Here is a 17656-nt window from a genome sequence, read left to right as displayed (position 1 = left end):
CCGCGCCCCCTGGCCGCTGGCCGCTGGCAGTTAGCCGTCGATCTTGGAGTTGTGGCGCCTCGAATGCCCACTAAGCGCATTTCGCGAGGTACCACAACTCCAAGATCGACGACACCCGCCCTTCCGCGAAGCCCCGCTCTCGGCGAGCCCCGCCGACCCCCCTCCCGGCGTGTTGATCTTGCACTTGCCGCCCGGGTAAACGGGTCAAAACGCCTGCCTCGAGGGCCGGGAGTGCAAGATCGCGGGGGTGAGGCGGGCGGGGCGGAGGGCGCGGGGTGGGACGCGCGCGGGGCGGGGCAGGGCGAAAGCGGGGTCAGATGGTGCAGTTGATGAGGACTGGCTCGGGGTGGAGGGTCACGCCGAAGCGGGACTGGACGCCGTCGCGGATCTCGCGAGCCAGCGCCACCAGCGCGGCCGTACTGGCGGTGCCGGAACGGTTCGTGAGCGCCAGCGTGTGCTTGCTGGAGATGGCGACGCCCTCCGGGCCCGCGTACCCCTTGCCGAACCCGGCCTTGTCGATCAGCCACGCCGCGCTGACCTTCACCGCCCCGTCGGCGCCCGGCCAGTTCGGCGGCTCCCCCAGGTCGGCAGCGCGTTCCCGTACCTGCTCGAACACCTCGCCCGGCAGCACCGGGTTGGTGAAGAACGAGCCCACCGACCAGGTGTCCGGGTCGGCCGCGTCCAGCACCATGCCCTTGCCGGCGCGCAGTTTCCGTACGGTGGCGCGGGCGTCGGCGAGCGGCACCCGGTCGCCCACCTCGACGCCGAGCGCCCGGGCCAGTTCGGCGTAGCGGACCGGGCCGGACAGCGGGGACCGGGTGAGCCGGAAGTCGACGGTGAGCACCACCCAGCGGTCGCTGTACTTGAAGATGCTGCCCCGGTAGACGAACCCGCAGTCGGCCGCCGGGATCCGGACCACCCGGCGCTCCGTCCGGTCGTACGCCTCGACTGCGACGATCGTCTCGGCGACCTCCTGGCCGTACGCGCCGACGTTCTGGATCGGGGTCGCGCCGGCCGACCCGGGGATGCCGGAGAGGCACTCCAGCCCGGACCAGCCGCGCTCGACGGTGGCGGCGACGAGGTCGTCCCACGGCTCGCCGGCTTCGACACGTACCGTGACGGTGTCGCCGTCCTCGGCGACGGTCCGGAACCCCCGGGAGCGGACGAGCACGACGGTGCCGGGGAAGCCCTGGTCGCCGATGACGACGTTGCTACCGCCCGCCAGCACCAGCACGGCCTGCTCCCGGGCTTCCGCTTCCTGCACCTTCAGTACGATCTGGGCGGCGTCGCCGGCGATCTCCAGCCGCCCGGCGGGGCCACCGAGCCGGAGCGTGGTGTAGCGCGCCAGGGTGGCCGGATCGGTCGGGTCACCGGCAGTCGCCGGTTCGGCGTAGACGTCTGACACGCCTTTCACCCTAGGCTGAGGGGTAGCCGGAGCACCCACTGGTGGCCCGGTCACCCCCGGGAGGATGGCGATGAGCAGACTGCACCACACGAAGGACTTCTGGATCGGCGCGCTGCGTACGGAGGGCCCCGCCTTCGCCGCGGCGGTGGCTGAGGCGCCGCCCGAGACACCCGTGCTGTCCTGTCCCGGCTGGACCGTCACCGATCTCGCTCATCACCTGACCCGCGCGTACGCCTGGGCGGGCACCGTGCTGACCGCGGGCATCGCGACCCGCCCGGAGCGGCACGACCCGGAGCCACCGGCGGGCCTGACCGCGGCGCAGTGGTTCACGCAGGAGTACGAGCGGATCAGCGCGCTGCTGGAGGCGACGGACCCGGAGGCGCCGGCCTGGAACTTCGCGCCGCAGCCGAAGAAGGCGGTCTTCTGGCCACGCCGGCTGGCGCACGAGACGGCTGTGCACCGCTGGGACGCCCAGCTCGCGATCGGTGCGGGTGATCCGATCGAGGCGAAGCTCGCGGCCGACGGGGTGAGCGAGGTGCTGGACACCTGGCTGCCGGCGGGCCGGCGGATGCATGCCGGGCAGTGGCGCGGCGTGGTGCAGCTGAACGCGACCGATGCCGCGCAGGAGTGGTACCTGCGGTTGCGGGGTGAGGGGGTCGCGCTGCTGGACACCGCGACGATCCTCGACCACGACGACCACCGCGCGCGGGCGCAGGTGGCCGGCACGGCGAGCGATCTGCTGCTGGCGCTGATGGGCCGGATCAGCTTCGACGCGCTGGACGTGGCGGGCGACCGGTCCCTGCTGGGCGGCCTGCGGGTCGGCTGACGACGGGCACCGGACGGAGAGGGGCGACGGTCGCCCCTCTCCTTCTTTTCGGACACCTCTGAGAGCGCTCTCTTGACAAGGTCCACGACCCTCCACCACGCTGTCGTGAGAGCGCTCTCTAAGTTCCGGAACCGCCTTCCACCACCCGTTTCGACGACCCGAGAGGTCAGGACAGCATGCTCACCTTCACGCGCCGCCGCCTGGCGGCGGTGGCCCTGGTGGCCGCCACCGCACTGCTCGGCACCACCGCCTGCGGCGGCGGCGACGATGCCGCCGCCGACGGGCCGATAACGCTCACCGTCGACGTCTTCGGCCAGTTCGGTTACGCCGACCTCTACCAGGAGTACATGGCCAGCCACCCCGGCGTGAAGATCGTCGAGCGGGGCACCGGCGGCAACCTCGACGAGTACTCCCCGAAGCTCACCCAGTGGCTCGCCGCGGGCAAGGGCGCCGGCGACGTGGTGGCCATCGAGGAGGGCCTGCTCGTCGAGTACAAGGCCAACCCGCAGAACTTCGTCAACCTGCTCGACCACGGCGCGGCCGACCTGAAGGGCAACTTCCTCGACTGGAAGTGGAACCAGGGGCTCACCGCCGACGGCAAGCAGCTCATCGGCCTCGGCACCGACGTCGGCGGCATGGCGATGTGCTACCGCAAGGACCTGTTCGCCAAGGCCGGCCTGCCCACCGACCGCGACGCGGTGTCCAAGCTCTGGCCCACCTGGCAGGACTACATCAAGGTCGGCGAGCAGTTCACCGCGAAGAAGACGGGCGCCTCGTTCCTGGACGCCGCGACGAACACGTTCAACACGATCCTGCTCCAGACCGCCGGCAACAGCAGCGGCTACAGCTACTACGACACCGGCAACAACCTCGTCGTGGGCAGCAACCCGGCGGTGAAGCAGGCGTACGACACCACGATGGACATCATCGACTCGGGGCTGTCCGGCAAGTACGGCTCCTGGTCCGAGGAGTGGGTGTCGGCGTTCAAGCAGTCGAAGTTCGCCACCATCGCCTGCCCGGCCTGGATGACCGGCGTGATCGAGGGCAACGCCGGCGCCGCCGCCAAGGGCAAGTGGGACATCGCCCAGATCCCCGGCGACGGCGGCAACTGGGGCGGCTCGTTCCTCGCCGTGCCGAAGCAGAGCAAGCACCAGGCCGAGGCGATCGAACTGGCCAAGTTCCTGACCAGCGCCAAGGGTCAGATCGGCGCGTTCAAGGCGAAGGGCCCGCTGCCCTCGTCCCCGCAGGCGCTGGAGGATCCGGCGATCATCGACTCGAAGAACGCCTACTTCTCCGAGGCACCGGTCGGGAAGATCTTCGCCGAGGGCGCCAAGAGCCTGAAGCCGGTCTACATGGGACCGAAGAACCAGGCCGTACGCACCGAGGTCGAGAACGCCGTCCGCAGCGTGGAGCTGGGCAAGCGCTCTCCGGAGCAGGGCTGGACCGACGCGGTCGCCAACGCCGAGAAGGCCGCCGCCAAGTAACCCGAGCAGCGCGTGCGGGCGGCCACCCGGCCACGGGGGCCGCCCGCACGGCGGAAAGGAGTCCCGGGTCATGGCCGTCCAGCTCGACGCCCGCCCGCCGGTCGCACCGGCACCCCGCCCCACCCGTCCCGGCCTGGGCAACCGGCTCAGCCGGATCGACACCAAATACTCGCCGTACCTGTTCATCGCCCCGTTCTTCCTGCTGTTCGGCGTCTTCGGGGCGTACCCGCTGGCGTACACGTTCTGGGTCTCGCTGCACGACTGGGACCTGCTCGGCGCCGAGCACCCGTTCATCGGCTTCGACAACTACACCCAGCTGCTCGCCGACTCGGACTTCTGGCACTCGGTCGTCAACACGCTGGGCATCTTCGTGATCTCCACGGTCCCCCAGTTGCTCGCAGCGCTCTGGCTGGCCAACCTGCTCAACCGGCAGCTGCGCGCCCGTACCACCTGGCGGATGGCGGTGCTGATCCCGAACGTCACGTCGACCGCCGCCGTGGCGATCGTGTTCGCGGTGCTGTTCGGCCGCGAGTTCGGCATGATCAACTGGCTGCTCGACCACGTCGGGATCAACGCGATCGACTGGAAGGCGAACCGGTTCGCCGCCTGGGTCGCCATCTCCACGATGGTCGACTGGCGCTGGACCGGCTACAACGCGCTGATCTTCCTGGCCGCCATGCAGGCCATCCCCCGCGACCTGTACGAGTCGGCGGCGATCGACGGCGCCGGCCGGGCCCGGCAGTTCTGGTCAATCACGGTGCCGCTGCTCAAGCCGACGATCATCTTCGCGGTCATCATCTCCACCATCGGCGGCCTCCAGCTCTTCACCGAGCCGCGGATGTTCAACTCCGGCACCAACGCGATCCGCGGCGGGCCGCTGCGGGAGTCGCAGACGGTGACCATGTACATGTTCGAAAACGCCTTCGCGCCGCACTACAACTTCGGCTACGGCTCGGCAGTCGCCTGGCTGCTGTTCGCGCTCATCGCTGTGGTCGCGGCGATCAACGTCCTGCTCCTGCGCCGGCTCGGCGGCGGCTCCCGCAAGGAGGTCTCCCGATGACCCGCCTCTGGTCGGCAAGCCGGCTCACCTACCTGGCGCTGACGCTCTCGGCCATCCTGTCGATCTTCCCGATCTACTGGATGTTCGTGGTGGCCAGCCGGACCAGCGACACGATGGGGCAGGTGCCGCCGCCGCTCACGCCCGGCGGCAACCTCGGCGCCAACATCGCCCGGCTGTTCGACAACACCGACGCGTACTTCCTGACCGGCCTGATCAACTCGGCGATCGTGGCCACCACCGTCACGATCTCGGTGGTGTTCTTCTCCACGCTGGCCGGGTTCGCGTTCGCCAAGCTGCGCTTCCGCGGGCGCAACGCGCTGCTGCTGGTCATCGTCGCCACCATGATGGTCCCCACCCAGCTCGGCGTGATCCCGCTCTACCTGCTGATGACGAAGCTGAACTGGAACGACCGGCTGCCCGCCGTGATCGTGCCGGCGCTGGTGACCGGCTTCGGCGTGTTCATGATGCGCCAGTACGCGGGCCAGGCGGTCAGTACCGAGCTGATCGAGGCGGCCCGGATGGACGGCTGCAACACCGCGCGGATCTACTGGAACGTGGTGCTGCCCGCGCTGCGCCCGGCCGCCGCCGTTCTCGGCCTGCTCACGTTCATGACCACCTGGAACGACTTCCTGTGGCCGTACGCAGTGCTGAACGACCCGGAGAACCCGACGGTGCAGCTGTCGCTGCGGGCCCTCTCCGACGGGTACTACCAGGACATGTCGCAGGTGTTCACCGGCACGGCGATCGCCACGCTGCCGCTGCTGCTGGTGTTCGTCGTCTTCGGCCGCCAGATCATCGGCGGCATCATGGAAGGTGCGGTCAAGGCATGAGCAACGTCCGATTCCCGGAGGGCTTCGTCTGGGGCGGGGCCACCGCCGCGTACCAGATCGAGGGCGCCGCACGCGAGGACGGTCGCGGCCCGTCGATCTGGGACACCTTCAGCCGTACGCCGGGCGCGGTGTTTCAGGGCCACACCGGCGACGTGGCCTGCGACCACTACCACCGGTACGCCGAGGACGTCGCGCTGATGGCCGACCTGGGGCTGCGGGCGTACCGGTTCTCGGTGTCCTGGCCCCGCGTGCGGCCGGACGGCACCGGCCCGGTCGAGCCGCGCGGGCTCGACTTCTACGACCGGCTGACCGACGCGCTGCTGGACGCCGGCCTCGACCCGATCGTCACGCTCTACCACTGGGACCTGCCGCAGGCGCTGGAGGACCGGGGCGGCTGGACCGTCCGGGAGACCGCCGAGCACTTCGCCGAGTACGCGCTCGCCGTGCACGGCCGCCTCGGGGACCGGGTCCGCACCTGGACCACGCTCAACGAGCCGTGGTGCTCGGCCTACCTGGGGTACGGCTCGGGCGTGCACGCGCCGGGGCGCCGCGACGCCGGTGACGCGTTCCGGGCCGTACACCATCTGCTGCTCGGCCACGGCCTGGCGGCGCGGGCACTGCGGGCGGCAGGCGCGGAGACGCTCGGGATCACGCTCAACCTGGCCGACGTGCAACCGGCGGACGCGGGCAGCGCCGCTGACGCCGAGGCGGTCCGGCTGGTCGACGGCCTGCACAACCGGATCTTCCTGGACCCGCTCACCGGCGGCGGCTACCCGGCGGACGTGCTGGCCCACGTCAGCCGGATCGTCGCGCCGGACTTCGTCCGGGACGGGGACGAGAAGCTGATCGCCGCGCCGCTGGACCTGCTCGGCCTGAACTACTACGCGCCCACCTACGTGGCCGGGCGGGCGGACGGCACGGGAGGTGCCGCGTACCCGGGCACCGCCGGGGCGGTCGAGTTCCTGCCGCCGGCCGGGCCGCTGACCGAGATGGGCTGGTCGATCGAGCCGGCCGGGCTGGCCCGGCTGCTGGAACGCGTCGCGGCCGACTATCCCGGGCTACCGTTGATGATCACCGAGAACGGCGGGGCGTTCCCCGACACCGACCTCGACGAGCAGGGCGGGGTGGCCGACGCCGACCGGGTCGCCTACCTCGACGGGCACCTGCGCGCGGCGCACGAAGCCATCGCCCGCGGCGTGGACCTGCGTGGTTATCTCGTATGGTCGGTGCTGGACAACTTCGAATGGGCCGAGGGTTACCGGAAGCGGTTCGGGATCGTCCACGTCGACTACCTGACCCAGCGGCGCACACCCAAGCGCAGTGCCCGCTGGTACCAGGAGGTGATCGCCCGGAACGGGCTGTGACGAGGTGGTGGTTACGGGGATGACGACGGCACAGCGACCGACCCTGGAGGCGGTGGCCCGGCTGGCCGGCGTGTCCCGGGCCACCGTCTCCCGGGTGGTGAACGGCTCAACCACAGTCGCCGAGCCGATCCGGCAGGCGGTACGCCGGGCGGTCGAGGAACTCGGGTACGTCCCGAACCTCGCCGCCCGCAGCCTGGTCACCCAGCGGACCGACTCGGTCGCGCTGGTGATGCCCGAGGCGGCCACCCGGGTCTTCTCCGACGACCAGGTGTTCCCGGGCATCATCCGGGGCGCGGCACAGGAGCTGGAGGCGGCGGACAAGCAGCTCGTGCTGATGCTCGCCGGTTCGCCGGCCGGGCACGAACGGGTCGAGCGGTACACCACCGGGCGGCACGTCGACGGGGTGCTGTTCGCCTCGCTGCACGGCGAGGACCCGCTGCCCGGCCGGCTGGCCCGCCTCGGCATCCCGGTGGTGTGCAGCGGCCGGCCGCTCGACGGCGCCGACGTGCCGTACGTGGACGTGGACCACGAGGGCGGCGTGAGCACGGCGGTCCGGCACCTGATCGCGAGCGGTCGGCGGCGCATCACCACCATCGCGGGCCCGCAGGACATGGTCGCCGGGATCGAACGGCTGATCGGCTACCGCACCGCGATCACCGAGGCCGGGCTGCCGGAGCTGGTCGCGTACGGCGACTTCACCCGCGAGTCCGGCACCGCCGCGATGCGCGAGCTGCTCGCCGCCGACCCGGAACTGGACGCCGTGTTCGCCGCCTCCGACCTGATGGCGCACGCCGCCCTGCGGACGCTGCGGGAGGCCGGGCGGCGGGTACCCGAGGACGTGGCGGTGATCGGGTTCGACGACATCGAGACGGCCGCCTACACCGAGCCGCCGCTGACCACCGTGCGGCAGCCGATAGTGGAGCTGGGCCGGTCGATGACCCGGCAACTGCTGCGCATCGCCGCGGGCGAGGAGGTCGAGCAGGCGCTGGTGCTGCCGACCGAGCTGGTGCTACGCGAGTCCGCGTAAGGAAGGGCCCCCTCTTAACGCCTCAGGTAGAGGAGGGGGCCCCTCTTAACAGCCCGCCGGGCGACCGCCCGCCGCGCGTTAACCGGTCGCGGCGCGGGCGGCGGCGGGGCTAGGGTCCGCCGGATGAGTGGAGCCCTGATCCGTCCCGCCCGTGCCGAGGACGCGCCCGCCGTGGTGGCGTTGCGCGCGCTCGTCTACCCGTACCTGGTGCGGGGCGTCGAGTCGACCCGCCGCATGATCGCCGAACCACCGCCCGGCGAGGACTGGGCGGCCTGGGTCGCCGAGGCGGACGGGCAGGTCGTGGGCTGGGTGTCGGCGTACCGCAACACGCAGACCTCCACGCCCGGCGTGGGCGAGATCGCCACGCTGCACGTGCACCCGGAGCATCGCCGCCGGGGCACCGGCACCGCGTTGTTCGACACCGCGCTCGGTCACCTGCGGACGCTCGGGTCCACCCGGGTGCTGACCCATGCGCGTACCGAGTCGCTGCCGTTCGCGCAGCGGCACGGCTTCACACCCAGCCGGGAGCTGCGCTACTCGGCGCTGGACCTGAGCACCGCCCCGCCGATGCCGCAGGCGCCGCCGGGCGTACGGCTGGTGTCCGCCGCCGGACTCGACCCCCGCCTGGTGCATCGGGTGGACGCCGAGTCGTCCCGGGACGAGCCGGGGGACGTGCCGACGGACTCGCTCGACTCCGACCTGTGGCGGCACGAGTGCTGGGACAACCCGGGGCTGGACCGGGAGGCGAGCACGCTCGCCGAGGTGGACGGCGAACTGGTCGCACTCAGCCTGGTGAAGCGGGACGGCGACCGGATGTGGTCGGACTTCACCGGCACGCTGCCCGCGTACCGGGGGCGCGGGCTGGCCCGGCTGGCCAAGCAGGCCGCGCTGCACGCCGCCGCGGCGCGCGGGGTACGCACCGCGTACACCTCGAACGACGAGGCGAACGCGCCGATGCTGGCGGTGAACGAGCGGCTCGGCTACCGGCCGGTGGACAGCCAGTGGTCGTGCCGGCGCAAACTCACCTGAGCCCGGCGGCCACCCGCACCGCTGTGGCGTACGTGTCGGCGCCGAACAGCACCAGCCGCGCCTCGGCGACGTGCTCCGGGGTGGCCGCGTGCAGCACGCTGAGCGCCTGTGCCACCGCGTCCTCGACCGGCCAGCCGTAGATCCCGGCGGAGATCAGCGGGAACGCGATCCGGGTCGCGCCCAGCCCGTCGGCGACACGCAGGCTGTTGGCGTAGCAGTCGCGCAGCAGCGGCGAGCGGTCCTCGCGCGGCGAGAAGACCGGGCCGACAGTGTGCACCACCCAGCGCGCGGGCAGATTGCCGGCGGTGGTGGCGACCGCCTGGCCGGTGGGCAGCCCGCGCCCGTAGCGGGAGGCGCGCAACGCCCGGCACTCCTCCAGGATCGCCGGCCCGCCGCGCCGGTGGATCGCGCCGTCCACTCCCCCGCCGCCGAGCAGCGACGAGTTGGCGGCGTTGACTATCGCGTCGACCTGCTGGGCGGTGATGTCCCCCTCGATCAGGACGGTGTCCATCTCAGCTCTCCTCGACGGCCTGGCCCAGCGAGCGGCGGGCCAGCAGCGCGGCCCCGGCGACGGCGGCCGGCATGACCAGCACCGCGCCGAGCGGGATCAGGAAGCACAGGAAGACCGCCACCCCGAAACCGAGCGCTGTCGGCCGGTCGGCCCGCAGCCGCGCCCGCCGGTCCGGCAGCCGCATCCCCCGCCGGTAGAACGGCGCGCCCACCAGCTCCAGCGCCAGGAACCAGCCACCCACCAGGGCGCCGACCACCGGGACCACCGTCTGTCCCACCACCGGGATGAAACCGGCGGCGAACAGGGGTACGCCGATCAGCGCGGACAGCGCCACCAGGCGCAGCGAGTCGGCGAGGCTGCGTCGCAGCGAGGACCAGAACGGCACGTCCACCGCACCGGGGGTGCCGCCGAGGCGGTCCTCGACCCGCTCGGAGATCGCCTCGTAGAACGGGTCGCCGATGACGAGCGTGACGGCGGTGAACGTGAGCACCCCGACCAGCCCGGCGACCCCGACCACCGCCAGCCCGGCGGCGACCCGCAGCAGCCCGCGCCAGGGCGACGACCAGTCGTCGGCGAACGGGGTGAGCCAGCCCGCCAGGTCGTCGACGAAGTAGAGCAGCGTGGCGAACAGGGCCACGTAGAGCGCGCCGGTGATCAGCGCCGGGATCACGCCGAGCAGCATCAGCTTCGGGCTGCGGACGTACATGCCGAAGCCGCGCAGCAGCAGCCCGGCGCCGCCGAGGAAGCGGGTGGCCGCGCCGGTGACGGGCGCGATCGTACGGGAGGCGTTCACGACGGCACAGCCTAATCTGCCGGTGCACCACAATGGGCCTGTGCGTGCGTCCCGGCTGATCTCGCTTGTGCTGCTGCTCCAGTCCCGGGAGACGATGACCGCCGCCGAGCTGGCCCGCGAGCTGGAGGTGTCCGAGCGGACCGTCTACCGGGACGTGCTGGCACTCTCCGCCGCCGGTGTCCCGGTGTACGCGGACCGGGGCCGGGCCGGCGGCTACCGGCTGCTCGGCGGCTACCGGACCCGGCTGACCGGGTTGAGCCGGGACGAGGCCGAGGCGCTGTTCCTGGCCGGGCTGCCCGGACCGGCCGGGGACATGGGACTGGCCGACTCGGTGGCCGCCGCCGAGCTGAAGGTGCTCGCCGCGCTGCCGCCGAGCCTGCGGGACGCGCCCGCGCGTACCGGGCAGCGGTTCCACCTGGACGTGCCCGGCTGGTTCCGGGAGACCACGCCGCCGCCGACGCTCGCCGAGCTGGCCCGGGCGGTCTGGCGGGACCTGATGGTGGAGTTGCACTACCGGCGCGGGGACCGGGAGGTGACCCGCACGCTGGCGCCGTACGGGCTGGTGCTGAAGAACGGGGTCTGGTACCTGGTCGCCCGGGTCGGTGACGGCTGGCGGACGTACCGGGTGGACCGGGTGGTGGCGGTCGAGGTGGGCGCCGACGGGTTCGACCGGGACGAGGACTTCGACCTCGGGGCGTACTGGCGGGAGCAGGCGGGCGCGTTCCTGCGCGAACTGCTGCGGGAGCGGGTGACGGTGCGGCTCGGCCCGGCCGGGTTGCGGGCGCTGCGGCACCTGGTGGACGCGCCGTTCGTCTACACCGAGGCGGTGGACGCGGCCGGGCCGCCGGACGAGCAGGGGCGGCTGGTGCTGCGGCTGCCTGTCGAGTCGGTCGACGTGGCGTACGGCCAGTTGCTGGCGCTCGGCCCGGAGGTGGAGGTGCTGGCGCCGCCGCAGCTGCGGGCGCGCTTCGCCGAGGCGGCCCGCCGCGCGGCGGCGCTCTACACCGATCCGCCGTCCGACGGTCAGCGGTAGCCGTCCGGGTCGGCCGGCTTACCAGGCTTGACCACCTCCTCGTAGTAGCGGGCCCAGTGCGGGCGGCTGCCGTCGACGTCGGTGAAGCCGTACACCTGGGACAGGCCGCCGCTGTCCAGCGACTGCCCGTTCCAGCGGGCCCGGTCCGGGTCGGCGGCCAGGGCGGCCACCGCGCGCCCGACGAACGCCGGCGTCTCCGACATGACGAAGTGCGGTTCGGTAGTCGCGGCGTCGCGCCAGTTCGCCTCGGTGACGCCGTAGTGTTCGAGCATCGCCTCCGAGCGCAGCCAGCCGGGTGTGAGCGCGACGGCGGTGCAGCCGTGCGGGGCCAGCTCGTGCGCCTGGCTGAAGCCGAGCCGGTTCACCGACACCTTGGCCAGGTCGTAGAAGACCGACAGGCGGTACTCGCTGTCGTTGTGCTCCTTGGTGCCGTCGCCGACCTCGACGACCAGGCCGCCCGGGTTGCGGATCAGCAGCGGCAGCGCGAAGTGGCTGGTGATGATGTGCGTGTCGACAGCCAGCCGCAGCGTGCGGAACCCGGCGTCGAGCGGCTGCTCCCAGACCGGCTTCTCCCAGGTGATCAGCGGGTCCGCGCCCCAGACGTCGTTCACGAGCACGTCGAGGCGGCCCTGCTCGGCGTCGATCCGCTCGACCAGGCCGCGTACCTGCTCGGGGTCCAGGTGGTCGACTGCGACGGCGATCCCGGTGCCCCCGGCGGCGGTGACCAGCTCGGCGGTCTCCTCGATGGTCTCCGGCCGGTCCATCTCGGAGCGGCGCTCGCGGGTGGTGCGGCCGGTGGCGTAGACGGTGGCCCCGGCGGCGCCGAGCTGCACGGCGATCTGCCGCCCGGCACCCCGGGTCGCGCCCGCGACGAGCGCGACAGTTCCGGTCAGTGGTGAGTTCATGGGATAACCGTGCAACAGATACCTGACAGCGGAAGTCCGGTTTCCCGGGAGACCTGGATGGGCGATCATCACCGGTATGCACCTGCTGCTGTCCGGGATCGTCGGCTCGGTCGCGTACGGGCTGGCCGGACCCGGCTCGGACACCGACCGGATCGGCGTGTTCGCCGCGCCCACAGTCGCGTTCCACGGTCTGCGCCCGCCCCGCGAGTCGGTGGTCACCACCGACCCGGACGTCACGCTGCACGAGGCGCGCAAGTACGCGCTGCTGGCGCTGAGCGGCAACCCGACCGCCACCGAGCTGATGTGGCTGCCCGAGGACTGCTACGAGACCCGCACCGGGTTCGGCGAGGAGCTGATCGCGATCCGGTCGGCGTTCCTGAGCGCGCCGCGCGTCCGCGACGCCTACCTCGGGTACGCCTCGCAGCAGTTCCGCAAGCTCGCCACCGCCCCGGCGGACAGCGGCGGGCGGCGGCGCTCGGCGAAGCACGCCCGGCACCTGGCCCGGCTGCTGCACCAGGGCCGGACGCTGTACGCGACAGGCGTGCTGGAGATCCGCCTCGCCGACCCGGAGTGGTTCCGCGCGTTCGGCGAACGGGTCGCCGGTGGCGCGCTGGGCGAGGCGCAGGCCCTGGTGGCTGCAGCCGAGGCGGAGTTCGACCGGACCCGCTCGCCGCTGCCGGAGCGCCCGGACGAGGAGACAGTGGAACGCTGGCTGCTCGCCGTCCGGGCGGCGTACCTGCCGCGCTGAGCGGTCACTGCACGTCGAACTCGTTGCCCTCCGGGTCGGCCATCGTGGTGTGCTCGCTGCCCCGGTCGGCGACCTCGGCCAGCACCGTCGCGCCGAGCGCGGTCAGCCGCTTCACCTCGGCCGCCCGCCCCTCCGGCCCGACGCGCAGGTCGACGTGGAGGCGGTTCTTCACCCGCTTGGGTTCGGGGACGGCCTGGAACAGGAACCGCCGGCCCAGCCCGGTGCCGCTGGCCGGGTCGACCGGGTCGTCCGGGTGGCGTACCGCCGCCAGCTCGCGCCACGCCTTGCGGCCGTCCACCTCGACGTACGCCTCCGGCGGCACCGCACCGGCGGCGGCCAGCCGCTCGATCAGCACGCTGTTGTCCTCGACCTGGTAGCCGAGCGCCTCGGCCCAGAAGCGGGCCAGCCCGATCGGGTCGGCACAGTCGATGACGAGTTTCCAGTCCCGGGCCATGTGTCCTCCGTGGTCAGCTGGTGTAACCAGTTATAGTGGTTACGTGATGGACGGCGCAAGCGGACTCACCCTGATCAGTCCCGAAGGCACTCGATACCGCTTCGACCCGGGCGCGCTCTGCCTGGAGCTGCTGACCACCGGCGGTCCGGGCGCGTTCGCCCGCTACGAGGTGCTGCACCGCCCGGACGACCTGGCGGGCTGGCTGGCCGCGTCCCGGCTGCGACTGGACCCCGCCGCCGTCATCGTCGACGCGGACGACCTGGCCGCCGCCCGTCGACTGCGCGACGCGCTCTGGCGGGTGGCGCAGGCGCGTACCCGCGACGAGACCCCACCGGCCGCGGACCTGGCGGTGGTGAACGACGCCGCGGCCGGGCTGCCGCTGATCCCGCAGGCCGGCCCCGACGGCGGCCGGTCCTGGCGTACGCCGCTGACCGGCGCGCAGGTGGTCGCGACGTTCGCCCGGGACGCGGTCGACCTGCTCACCGGCCCCTACGCGGCCCGGATCCGGGAGTGCGGCGCACACGACTGCCAACTGGTCTTCGTGGACACCTCCCGGCCGGGGCAGCGCCGCTGGTGCGCGATGGAACGCTGCGGCAACCGGCAGAAGGCACGCGCGCTGCGGTCCCGGCGCGCGCCCGGGTGACTCAGTCCGCCAGGCGCACGCGTACCCGGCGGTTGGCCCGGCCCTTGCTCTCCACCTTGACCACCTGGACCTTGCCGATCTGGGCGGTGGAGGCGACGTGCGTGCCGCCGTCGGCCTGCACGTCCAGCCCCACGATGTCGACGATCCGCACCTCCTGCTCCTCCGGCGGGATCAGGTTCGACTGGGTACGGATGATGTCCGGCAGGGCGAGCGCCTCGGCGCGCGGCAGCACCCGTACGGCCACCGACCGGTCGGCGGCCACCTCGGCGTTCACCAGCTCCTCGATGCGGGCCTTGAAGTCCGGCGGCACCTCGGGGAGGTTGAAGTCCATCCGCGCCTCACCCGGCTCCATGTTGCCGCCGGTGACGAGCGCGCCGAAGTCGCGGAACACCACGCCGCAGAGCACGTGCAGCCCGGAGTGGGTACGCATCAGCATGGTCCGGCGGGCGTCCTCCACCGCGCCGACCACCTCGGTGCCGACCGGCGGCACCGGGTCGCCCTCGGGCGGGATCAGCCACAGGTCGTCGCCCTTGCGGGTGCCGACGATCCGGGTCTGTACGCCCTGCCAGAGCAGCACCCCGTGATCCGGCGGCTGCCCGCCGCCACCGGGGTAGAACGCGGACCGGTCCAGCACGATGCCCTGCTCGGGATCGGCCGCCAGCACCCGGCAGGTCCACTCGCGCAGGGTCGGGTCGGCGAGGTCGAGCCGGTGCGTACGGCCGTGGTGTGTGACGCCCATGGACGGCGACGTTACCCGTTCAGGAACTCCGAGACGCGCTCCCGCAGGTCGGCGCGCTCGGTCCAGAGCACGCCGGGCCGGTCGTACACGTGAAGTGTGGCGTTCGGGAGCGCGGCGGCGAGCCGTTCGGCGACGGCGACCGGGTGCAGGTCGTCCTCGGCGGCGGCGATGACCAGCGCCGGCGCGGTGACCGCGGCGAGCGACCCGGCGTCGTCGAGCGGGGCCTGGGCGGGCAGGTCGGCCAGCCCCGGCGCGAGCCCGTCGCGCAGCAGCTGGTCGAGCCGCTGCCGCAGGTACGCCCAGCCGGCCGGGGTGTTGCGCACCGACGGCGGCAGCTCCAGCGACACCGCGTCGGCCAGCGCCGACGCGTCGCCCTCGGCCACCGCATCGAGCAGGCCGGTGAGCCGGGCGCGCGCCGCCTCGCCGCGCGGCGTGTCCAGCACGGCGGGCAGGAAGAAGACGAGTTTCTCGAAGCGTTCCGGGCTCTCCGCGAGCAGCCGGCAGAGCGCGCCCGCGCCGAGGCTGGCGCCGAACGCCCGGGTCGCGCCGCTCAGGTCCGCCATCGCGCGCAGGTCACGGGCGAGGTCCAGGTAGCTCCACGGCCCGGGCGGGGAGTCGGAGCGGCCGTGCCCGCGGAACTGGAAGAAGACGCGCCGCCCGGTGACGCCGCTGCCGAACGGGCGGGTGGTGGCGATGCCGCTCCCGAGCCCGTGCGCGAACACGGTGACCGGGTCACCGGTGCCGGTGACCAGCCGTTCCAGGCTCACCCCGTGCGGGGTGGCGACCAGCTCCGTCTCCGGCTCGGGCAACGCGGGACGCCCGGTGCGGGGCGCGCCGGGGCCGGGCCCCCAGGTGCGGGGACCGCCGTCCGGTGGCGGAGGCCAGCGGAAACCTCTCACCAGGACCCTCGGCCGTCGTGCAGGTCCCGCAGGCCGGGCCGCACGTCGAGCAGGTAGATGAGACCGGCCGCGATGCCGATCAGTCCGAACAGGCTGATCGGGCCGAAGCCGAGCAGGGTCAGCAGCAGGCAGACCGCCAGGATGGCGACCCAGCCGCCCTTGGGCAGCGTGCCGAGCGCGGCGAAACCGTCGCCGCGCTGGGTGACCGCGTGCACCAGCGCCACTCCCTGTACGACCAGGGCGAAGACGAGCAGGATCAGCTGGATCACGTCTTGGACTGCGAACGCGAAGATCGGCGCGGCGATGGCCATGGGGGCAAGCTTATGCCGAGACCCCGGAAACGTCCGACAAGACGTTGTCCGGGGTCCCGGTGGAGCTTCGGGTCACTCGGCGGCCGGGCGGGTCCGCTTCGTGGCCTTCGGCAGCTTCGCCGACGGGGTGGCCGGCTTGGTCGCCTTGGTGGCGGTCGTCTTGGCGACGGCCTTGGTCGCGGTCGCCTTGGTGGCGCGGGTGCGCTTCACCGCGGCCGGCTTGGCGGCCACCGCCTCGGCCACCTCGGCCGGGCTGGGCACCTCGGTCGTCGCGGCGGCGGTCTCCGGCTTCGGGGTGATCTCGGCCTTCGGGGTCACCTCGGTGCCGGTGGCCTCGGTGGCCTCGATGTCGGCGTTCACCGTGTCGGCGGCCTCCAGCACGCCGGCGCCGACGACGCGCTCACCCCGGGCGACCAGCTCGGCGTACGCGGCCAGCGCGCGCTCCTGCGCGGCGTGCGCCCCGGCCACCACGACGGCGGCGTTGCGGGTGGCGGCCTCGCGCAGCTTGTCCAGGTTCGCCGCCTCGCGCAGCTTGTCCAGGTTCGCCGCCTCGCGCAGCTTCTCCAGGTTCGCCGCCTCGCGCAGCTTCTCCAGGTTCGCCGCCTCGCGCAGCTTCTCCAGGTTCGCCGCCTCGCGCAGCTTCTCCAGGTTGGCGGCCTCGCGGAGCTGGTCGAGGTCGGTGGCGACGGCGCGCTCGCGCAGCCCGGTTGCGGTCTGGTTGGCGGTCTTCAGCGTCTCGGTGGCCTTCTGGCGCAGCTCGAAGCCGGTGACGACGGCCTTGCCGCCGAGGTCGGCGACGACCCGGGTGCCGAGGCCGCTGACCACCGTCGGCAGCTTGCGGAGCTGCTCCAGGGCCAGCTCACCGGCGCCGGCGGCGGCGTAGAGGGGTGCGGGGATGCGGTTGGTCTTCGGCTGGGTGGTCATGACTGCTCCTCTTCGGCCGCACCGGCGGCCTTCCGGGCCGCCCGGCGGGCGGTCGTGTCCTGCGGGGCGGCGGTGGTCGGGGCGGGCGCGGTGGTCGGGGCGGGCGCGGCACCCGCTTCGGTGACGGCTACCGATTCGAGGACCGCCTCGGTCGGCGTGCCCTCCGGCGTGACCGGACCGGTCGCGGCCGCGGCCACCGTCGCCGGGGCCTCCGGCGCGGAGGCCGGCTCGGTCGCGACCGTTTCCGTCGTGGCGGCCTTCTCGGCCGCCTCCGCCGTCGTGGCCGCCTCGGTCGCCTCGGCCAGGCGGGCGTTCTCGCGCCGGAACGTCTCGTAGATCTGGGTGAGCGACTGCTTCTGGGCCATGGTCAGCTCGGGGTCGACGGCGATCGCCGCGAGCACGCCCTGGCCCTCCTTGTCGTCCAGCAGCCCGGCACGCAGGTACATCGCCGGGGTGGAGACACGAAGTGCGCTGGCGAGCTGCTGGAGCACCTCGGCACTCGGCTTGCGCAGCCCGCGCTCGATCTGGCTCAGGTAGGGATTGCTGACGCCCGCCTGCTCGGCGAGCTGGCGCAGTGAGATCTTCGCGTTGCGCCGCAGGTCGCGAATGAACCCGCCGACATCGGGAAGGTCCTTGCTGGTGGCCATGACTCAACGCTAGCTCGGGCCGCT

20 protein-coding genes are annotated in these 17656 nt (G+C 72.8%); 10 read left to right on the top strand and 10 right to left on the bottom strand.

Going from position 1 to position 17656, the window contains the following annotated elements; translation table 11 throughout:
* Positions 1 to 313: 313 nt before the first annotated feature.
* On the bottom strand, positions 314 to 1405 hold the full coding sequence (locus tag ML5_RS14030; protein WP_013475132.1) for a UDP-N-acetylmuramate dehydrogenase: 1092 nt from the start codon (positions 1403 to 1405) through the stop codon (positions 314 to 316).
* 70 nt (positions 1406 to 1475) lie between these two features.
* Here ML5_RS14030 and ML5_RS14025 point away from each other — a divergent pair, with 70 nt between their 5' ends.
* From ML5_RS14025 to ML5_RS13995, 7 genes are all read left to right on the top strand, one after another.
* Entirely contained in the window at positions 1476 to 2231 is a 756-nt protein-coding gene (locus ML5_RS14025) for a maleylpyruvate isomerase family mycothiol-dependent enzyme (RefSeq protein WP_013475131.1), read from the top strand.
* 176 nt (positions 2232 to 2407) lie between these two features.
* The gene (locus tag ML5_RS14020; protein WP_013475130.1) at positions 2408 to 3715 is read left to right on the top strand and encodes an extracellular solute-binding protein; all 1308 of its coding nucleotides are present in this window, start codon (positions 2408 to 2410) and stop codon (positions 3713 to 3715) included.
* A 70-nt stretch (positions 3716 to 3785) separates the two neighbouring features.
* Positions 3786 to 4775, top strand: coding sequence for a carbohydrate ABC transporter permease (locus tag ML5_RS14015; protein ID WP_013288789.1), 990 nt, complete (start codon positions 3786 to 3788; stop codon positions 4773 to 4775).
* Positions 4772 to 5605, top strand: a complete 834-nt coding sequence (locus ML5_RS14010) for a carbohydrate ABC transporter permease (protein WP_013288790.1) — start codon at positions 4772 to 4774, stop codon at positions 5603 to 5605. Before ML5_RS14015 ends, ML5_RS14010 begins: the two co-directional genes overlap by 4 nt.
* Positions 5602 to 6969: a GH1 family beta-glucosidase gene (locus tag ML5_RS14005; RefSeq protein ID WP_013288791.1), complete on the top strand. Its 1368-nt coding sequence runs from the start codon at positions 5602 to 5604 to the stop codon at positions 6967 to 6969. The genes ML5_RS14010 and ML5_RS14005 overlap by 4 nt, the downstream gene beginning before the upstream one ends.
* A 19-nt stretch (positions 6970 to 6988) precedes the next feature.
* Entirely contained in the window at positions 6989 to 7996 is a 1008-nt protein-coding gene (locus ML5_RS14000; RefSeq protein WP_013475129.1) for a LacI family DNA-binding transcriptional regulator, read from the top strand.
* A 123-nt stretch (positions 7997 to 8119) separates the two neighbouring features.
* Positions 8120 to 9025: a GNAT family N-acetyltransferase gene (locus ML5_RS13995; protein WP_013475128.1), complete on the top strand. Its 906-nt coding sequence runs from the start codon at positions 8120 to 8122 to the stop codon at positions 9023 to 9025.
* On the opposite strand, the gene ML5_RS13990 is transcribed toward ML5_RS13995, so the two are convergent.
* Together ML5_RS13990 and ML5_RS13985 are read right to left on the bottom strand one after the other, a co-directional pair.
* Positions 9018 to 9536: an O-acetyl-ADP-ribose deacetylase gene (locus tag ML5_RS13990; protein WP_013475127.1), complete on the bottom strand. Its 519-nt coding sequence runs from the start codon at positions 9534 to 9536 to the stop codon at positions 9018 to 9020. The genes ML5_RS13995 and ML5_RS13990 overlap by 8 nt on opposite strands.
* A 1-nt stretch (position 9537) precedes the next feature.
* Positions 9538 to 10329 carry an EI24 domain-containing protein gene (locus tag ML5_RS13985; RefSeq protein WP_013475126.1) on the bottom strand — a complete coding sequence of 264 codons (792 nt, stop codon included), beginning with the start codon at positions 10327 to 10329 and terminating at the stop codon, positions 9538 to 9540.
* Positions 10330 to 10369: 40 nt separating this feature from the next.
* Between ML5_RS13985 and ML5_RS13980 the strand changes: the two genes are divergently transcribed.
* Entirely contained in the window at positions 10370 to 11362 is a 993-nt protein-coding gene (locus tag ML5_RS13980; protein ID WP_013475125.1) for a YafY family protein, read from the top strand.
* On the opposite strand, the gene ML5_RS13975 is transcribed toward ML5_RS13980, so the two are convergent.
* Positions 11353 to 12267, bottom strand: a complete 915-nt coding sequence (locus ML5_RS13975; protein ID WP_013475124.1) for an SDR family oxidoreductase — start codon at positions 12265 to 12267, stop codon at positions 11353 to 11355. The two genes, ML5_RS13980 and ML5_RS13975, sit on opposite strands and share 10 nt — an antisense overlap.
* A gap of 76 nt (positions 12268 to 12343) precedes the next feature.
* On the opposite strand from ML5_RS13975, the gene ML5_RS13970 reads away from it, so the two are divergent.
* Positions 12344 to 13015: a DNA polymerase beta superfamily protein gene (locus ML5_RS13970; protein ID WP_013475123.1), complete on the top strand. Its 672-nt coding sequence runs from the start codon at positions 12344 to 12346 to the stop codon at positions 13013 to 13015.
* 4 nt (positions 13016 to 13019) lie between these two features.
* Here the strand turns inward: ML5_RS13970 and ML5_RS13965 are convergent, their stop codons facing one another.
* The gene (locus ML5_RS13965) at positions 13020 to 13469 is read right to left on the bottom strand and encodes a VOC family protein (RefSeq protein ID WP_013475122.1); all 450 of its coding nucleotides are present in this window, start codon (positions 13467 to 13469) and stop codon (positions 13020 to 13022) included.
* Positions 13470 to 13515: 46 nt separating this feature from the next.
* Here ML5_RS13965 and ML5_RS13960 point away from each other — a divergent pair, with 46 nt between their 5' ends.
* On the top strand, positions 13516 to 14112 hold the full coding sequence (locus tag ML5_RS13960; protein ID WP_013475121.1) for an ABATE domain-containing protein: 597 nt from the start codon (positions 13516 to 13518) through the stop codon (positions 14110 to 14112).
* A 1-nt stretch (position 14113) separates the two neighbouring features.
* Here the strand turns inward: ML5_RS13960 and ML5_RS13955 are convergent, their stop codons facing one another.
* From ML5_RS13955 to ML5_RS13935, 5 genes are all read right to left on the bottom strand, one after another.
* A complete protein-coding gene (locus ML5_RS13955) occupies positions 14114 to 14851 on the bottom strand; it encodes an alanyl-tRNA editing protein (protein ID WP_013475120.1) in 738 nt (245 codons plus the stop codon).
* A gap of 11 nt (positions 14852 to 14862) precedes the next feature.
* The gene (locus tag ML5_RS13950; protein WP_013475119.1) at positions 14863 to 15750 is read right to left on the bottom strand and encodes an alpha/beta fold hydrolase; all 888 of its coding nucleotides are present in this window, start codon (positions 15748 to 15750) and stop codon (positions 14863 to 14865) included.
* Positions 15747 to 16061 carry a DUF2516 family protein gene (locus tag ML5_RS13945; RefSeq protein ID WP_013288803.1) on the bottom strand — a complete coding sequence of 105 codons (315 nt, stop codon included), beginning with the start codon at positions 16059 to 16061 and terminating at the stop codon, positions 15747 to 15749. Before ML5_RS13945 ends, ML5_RS13950 begins: the two co-directional genes overlap by 4 nt.
* A 72-nt stretch (positions 16062 to 16133) precedes the next feature.
* Positions 16134 to 16985 carry a hypothetical protein gene (locus tag ML5_RS13940; protein WP_013475118.1) on the bottom strand — a complete coding sequence of 284 codons (852 nt, stop codon included), beginning with the start codon at positions 16983 to 16985 and terminating at the stop codon, positions 16134 to 16136.
* Positions 16982 to 17632 (bottom strand): helix-turn-helix domain-containing protein, encoded by a 651-nt coding sequence (locus ML5_RS13935; protein WP_013288805.1) that lies wholly within the window; start codon positions 17630 to 17632, stop codon positions 16982 to 16984. The genes ML5_RS13940 and ML5_RS13935 overlap by 4 nt, the downstream gene beginning before the upstream one ends.
* Positions 17633 to 17656 lie beyond the last annotated feature (24 nt).

Source organism: Micromonospora sp. L5 (genome assembly GCF_000177655.2).
Classification (GTDB): domain Bacteria; phylum Actinomycetota; class Actinomycetes; order Mycobacteriales; family Micromonosporaceae; genus Micromonospora; species Micromonospora aurantiaca.
The sequence above is the reverse complement of the archived record's forward strand: the minus strand, read 5'-3'. Positions and strand labels throughout refer to the sequence as shown.

Excerpts from the sequence above, each read along its gene's own strand:
- ML5_RS13945 (WP_013288803.1), bottom strand. The coding sequence starts at position 16,061 with ATGGCCATCGCCGCGCCGATCTTCGCGTTCGCAGTCCAAGACGTGATC.
- ML5_RS13960 (WP_013475121.1), top strand. The coding sequence starts at position 13,516 with ATGGACGGCGCAAGCGGACTCACCCTGATCAGTCCCGAAGGCACTCGA.
- ML5_RS14005 (WP_013288791.1), top strand. The coding sequence starts at position 5,602 with ATGAGCAACGTCCGATTCCCGGAGGGCTTCGTCTGGGGCGGGGCCACC.
- ML5_RS13955 (WP_013475120.1), bottom strand. The coding sequence starts at position 14,851 with ATGGGCGTCACACACCACGGCCGTACGCACCGGCTCGACCTCGCCGAC.
- ML5_RS13940 (WP_013475118.1), bottom strand. The coding sequence starts at position 16,985 with ATGACCACCCAGCCGAAGACCAACCGCATCCCCGCACCCCTCTACGCC.
- ML5_RS13970 (WP_013475123.1), top strand. The coding sequence starts at position 12,344 with ATGCACCTGCTGCTGTCCGGGATCGTCGGCTCGGTCGCGTACGGGCTG.
- ML5_RS13995 (WP_013475128.1), top strand. The coding sequence starts at position 8,120 with ATGAGTGGAGCCCTGATCCGTCCCGCCCGTGCCGAGGACGCGCCCGCC.
- ML5_RS13965 (WP_013475122.1), bottom strand. The coding sequence starts at position 13,469 with ATGGCCCGGGACTGGAAACTCGTCATCGACTGTGCCGACCCGATCGGG.
- ML5_RS14025 (WP_013475131.1), top strand. The coding sequence starts at position 1,476 with ATGAGCAGACTGCACCACACGAAGGACTTCTGGATCGGCGCGCTGCGT.
- ML5_RS14010 (WP_013288790.1), top strand. The coding sequence starts at position 4,772 with ATGACCCGCCTCTGGTCGGCAAGCCGGCTCACCTACCTGGCGCTGACG.
- ML5_RS14020 (WP_013475130.1), top strand. The coding sequence starts at position 2,408 with ATGCTCACCTTCACGCGCCGCCGCCTGGCGGCGGTGGCCCTGGTGGCC.
- ML5_RS14015 (WP_013288789.1), top strand. The coding sequence starts at position 3,786 with ATGGCCGTCCAGCTCGACGCCCGCCCGCCGGTCGCACCGGCACCCCGC.
- ML5_RS14000 (WP_013475129.1), top strand. The coding sequence starts at position 6,989 with ATGACGACGGCACAGCGACCGACCCTGGAGGCGGTGGCCCGGCTGGCC.
- ML5_RS13975 (WP_013475124.1), bottom strand. The coding sequence starts at position 12,267 with ATGAACTCACCACTGACCGGAACTGTCGCGCTCGTCGCGGGCGCGACC.
- ML5_RS13935 (WP_013288805.1), bottom strand. The coding sequence starts at position 17,632 with ATGGCCACCAGCAAGGACCTTCCCGATGTCGGCGGGTTCATTCGCGAC.
- ML5_RS13990 (WP_013475127.1), bottom strand. The coding sequence starts at position 9,536 with ATGGACACCGTCCTGATCGAGGGGGACATCACCGCCCAGCAGGTCGAC.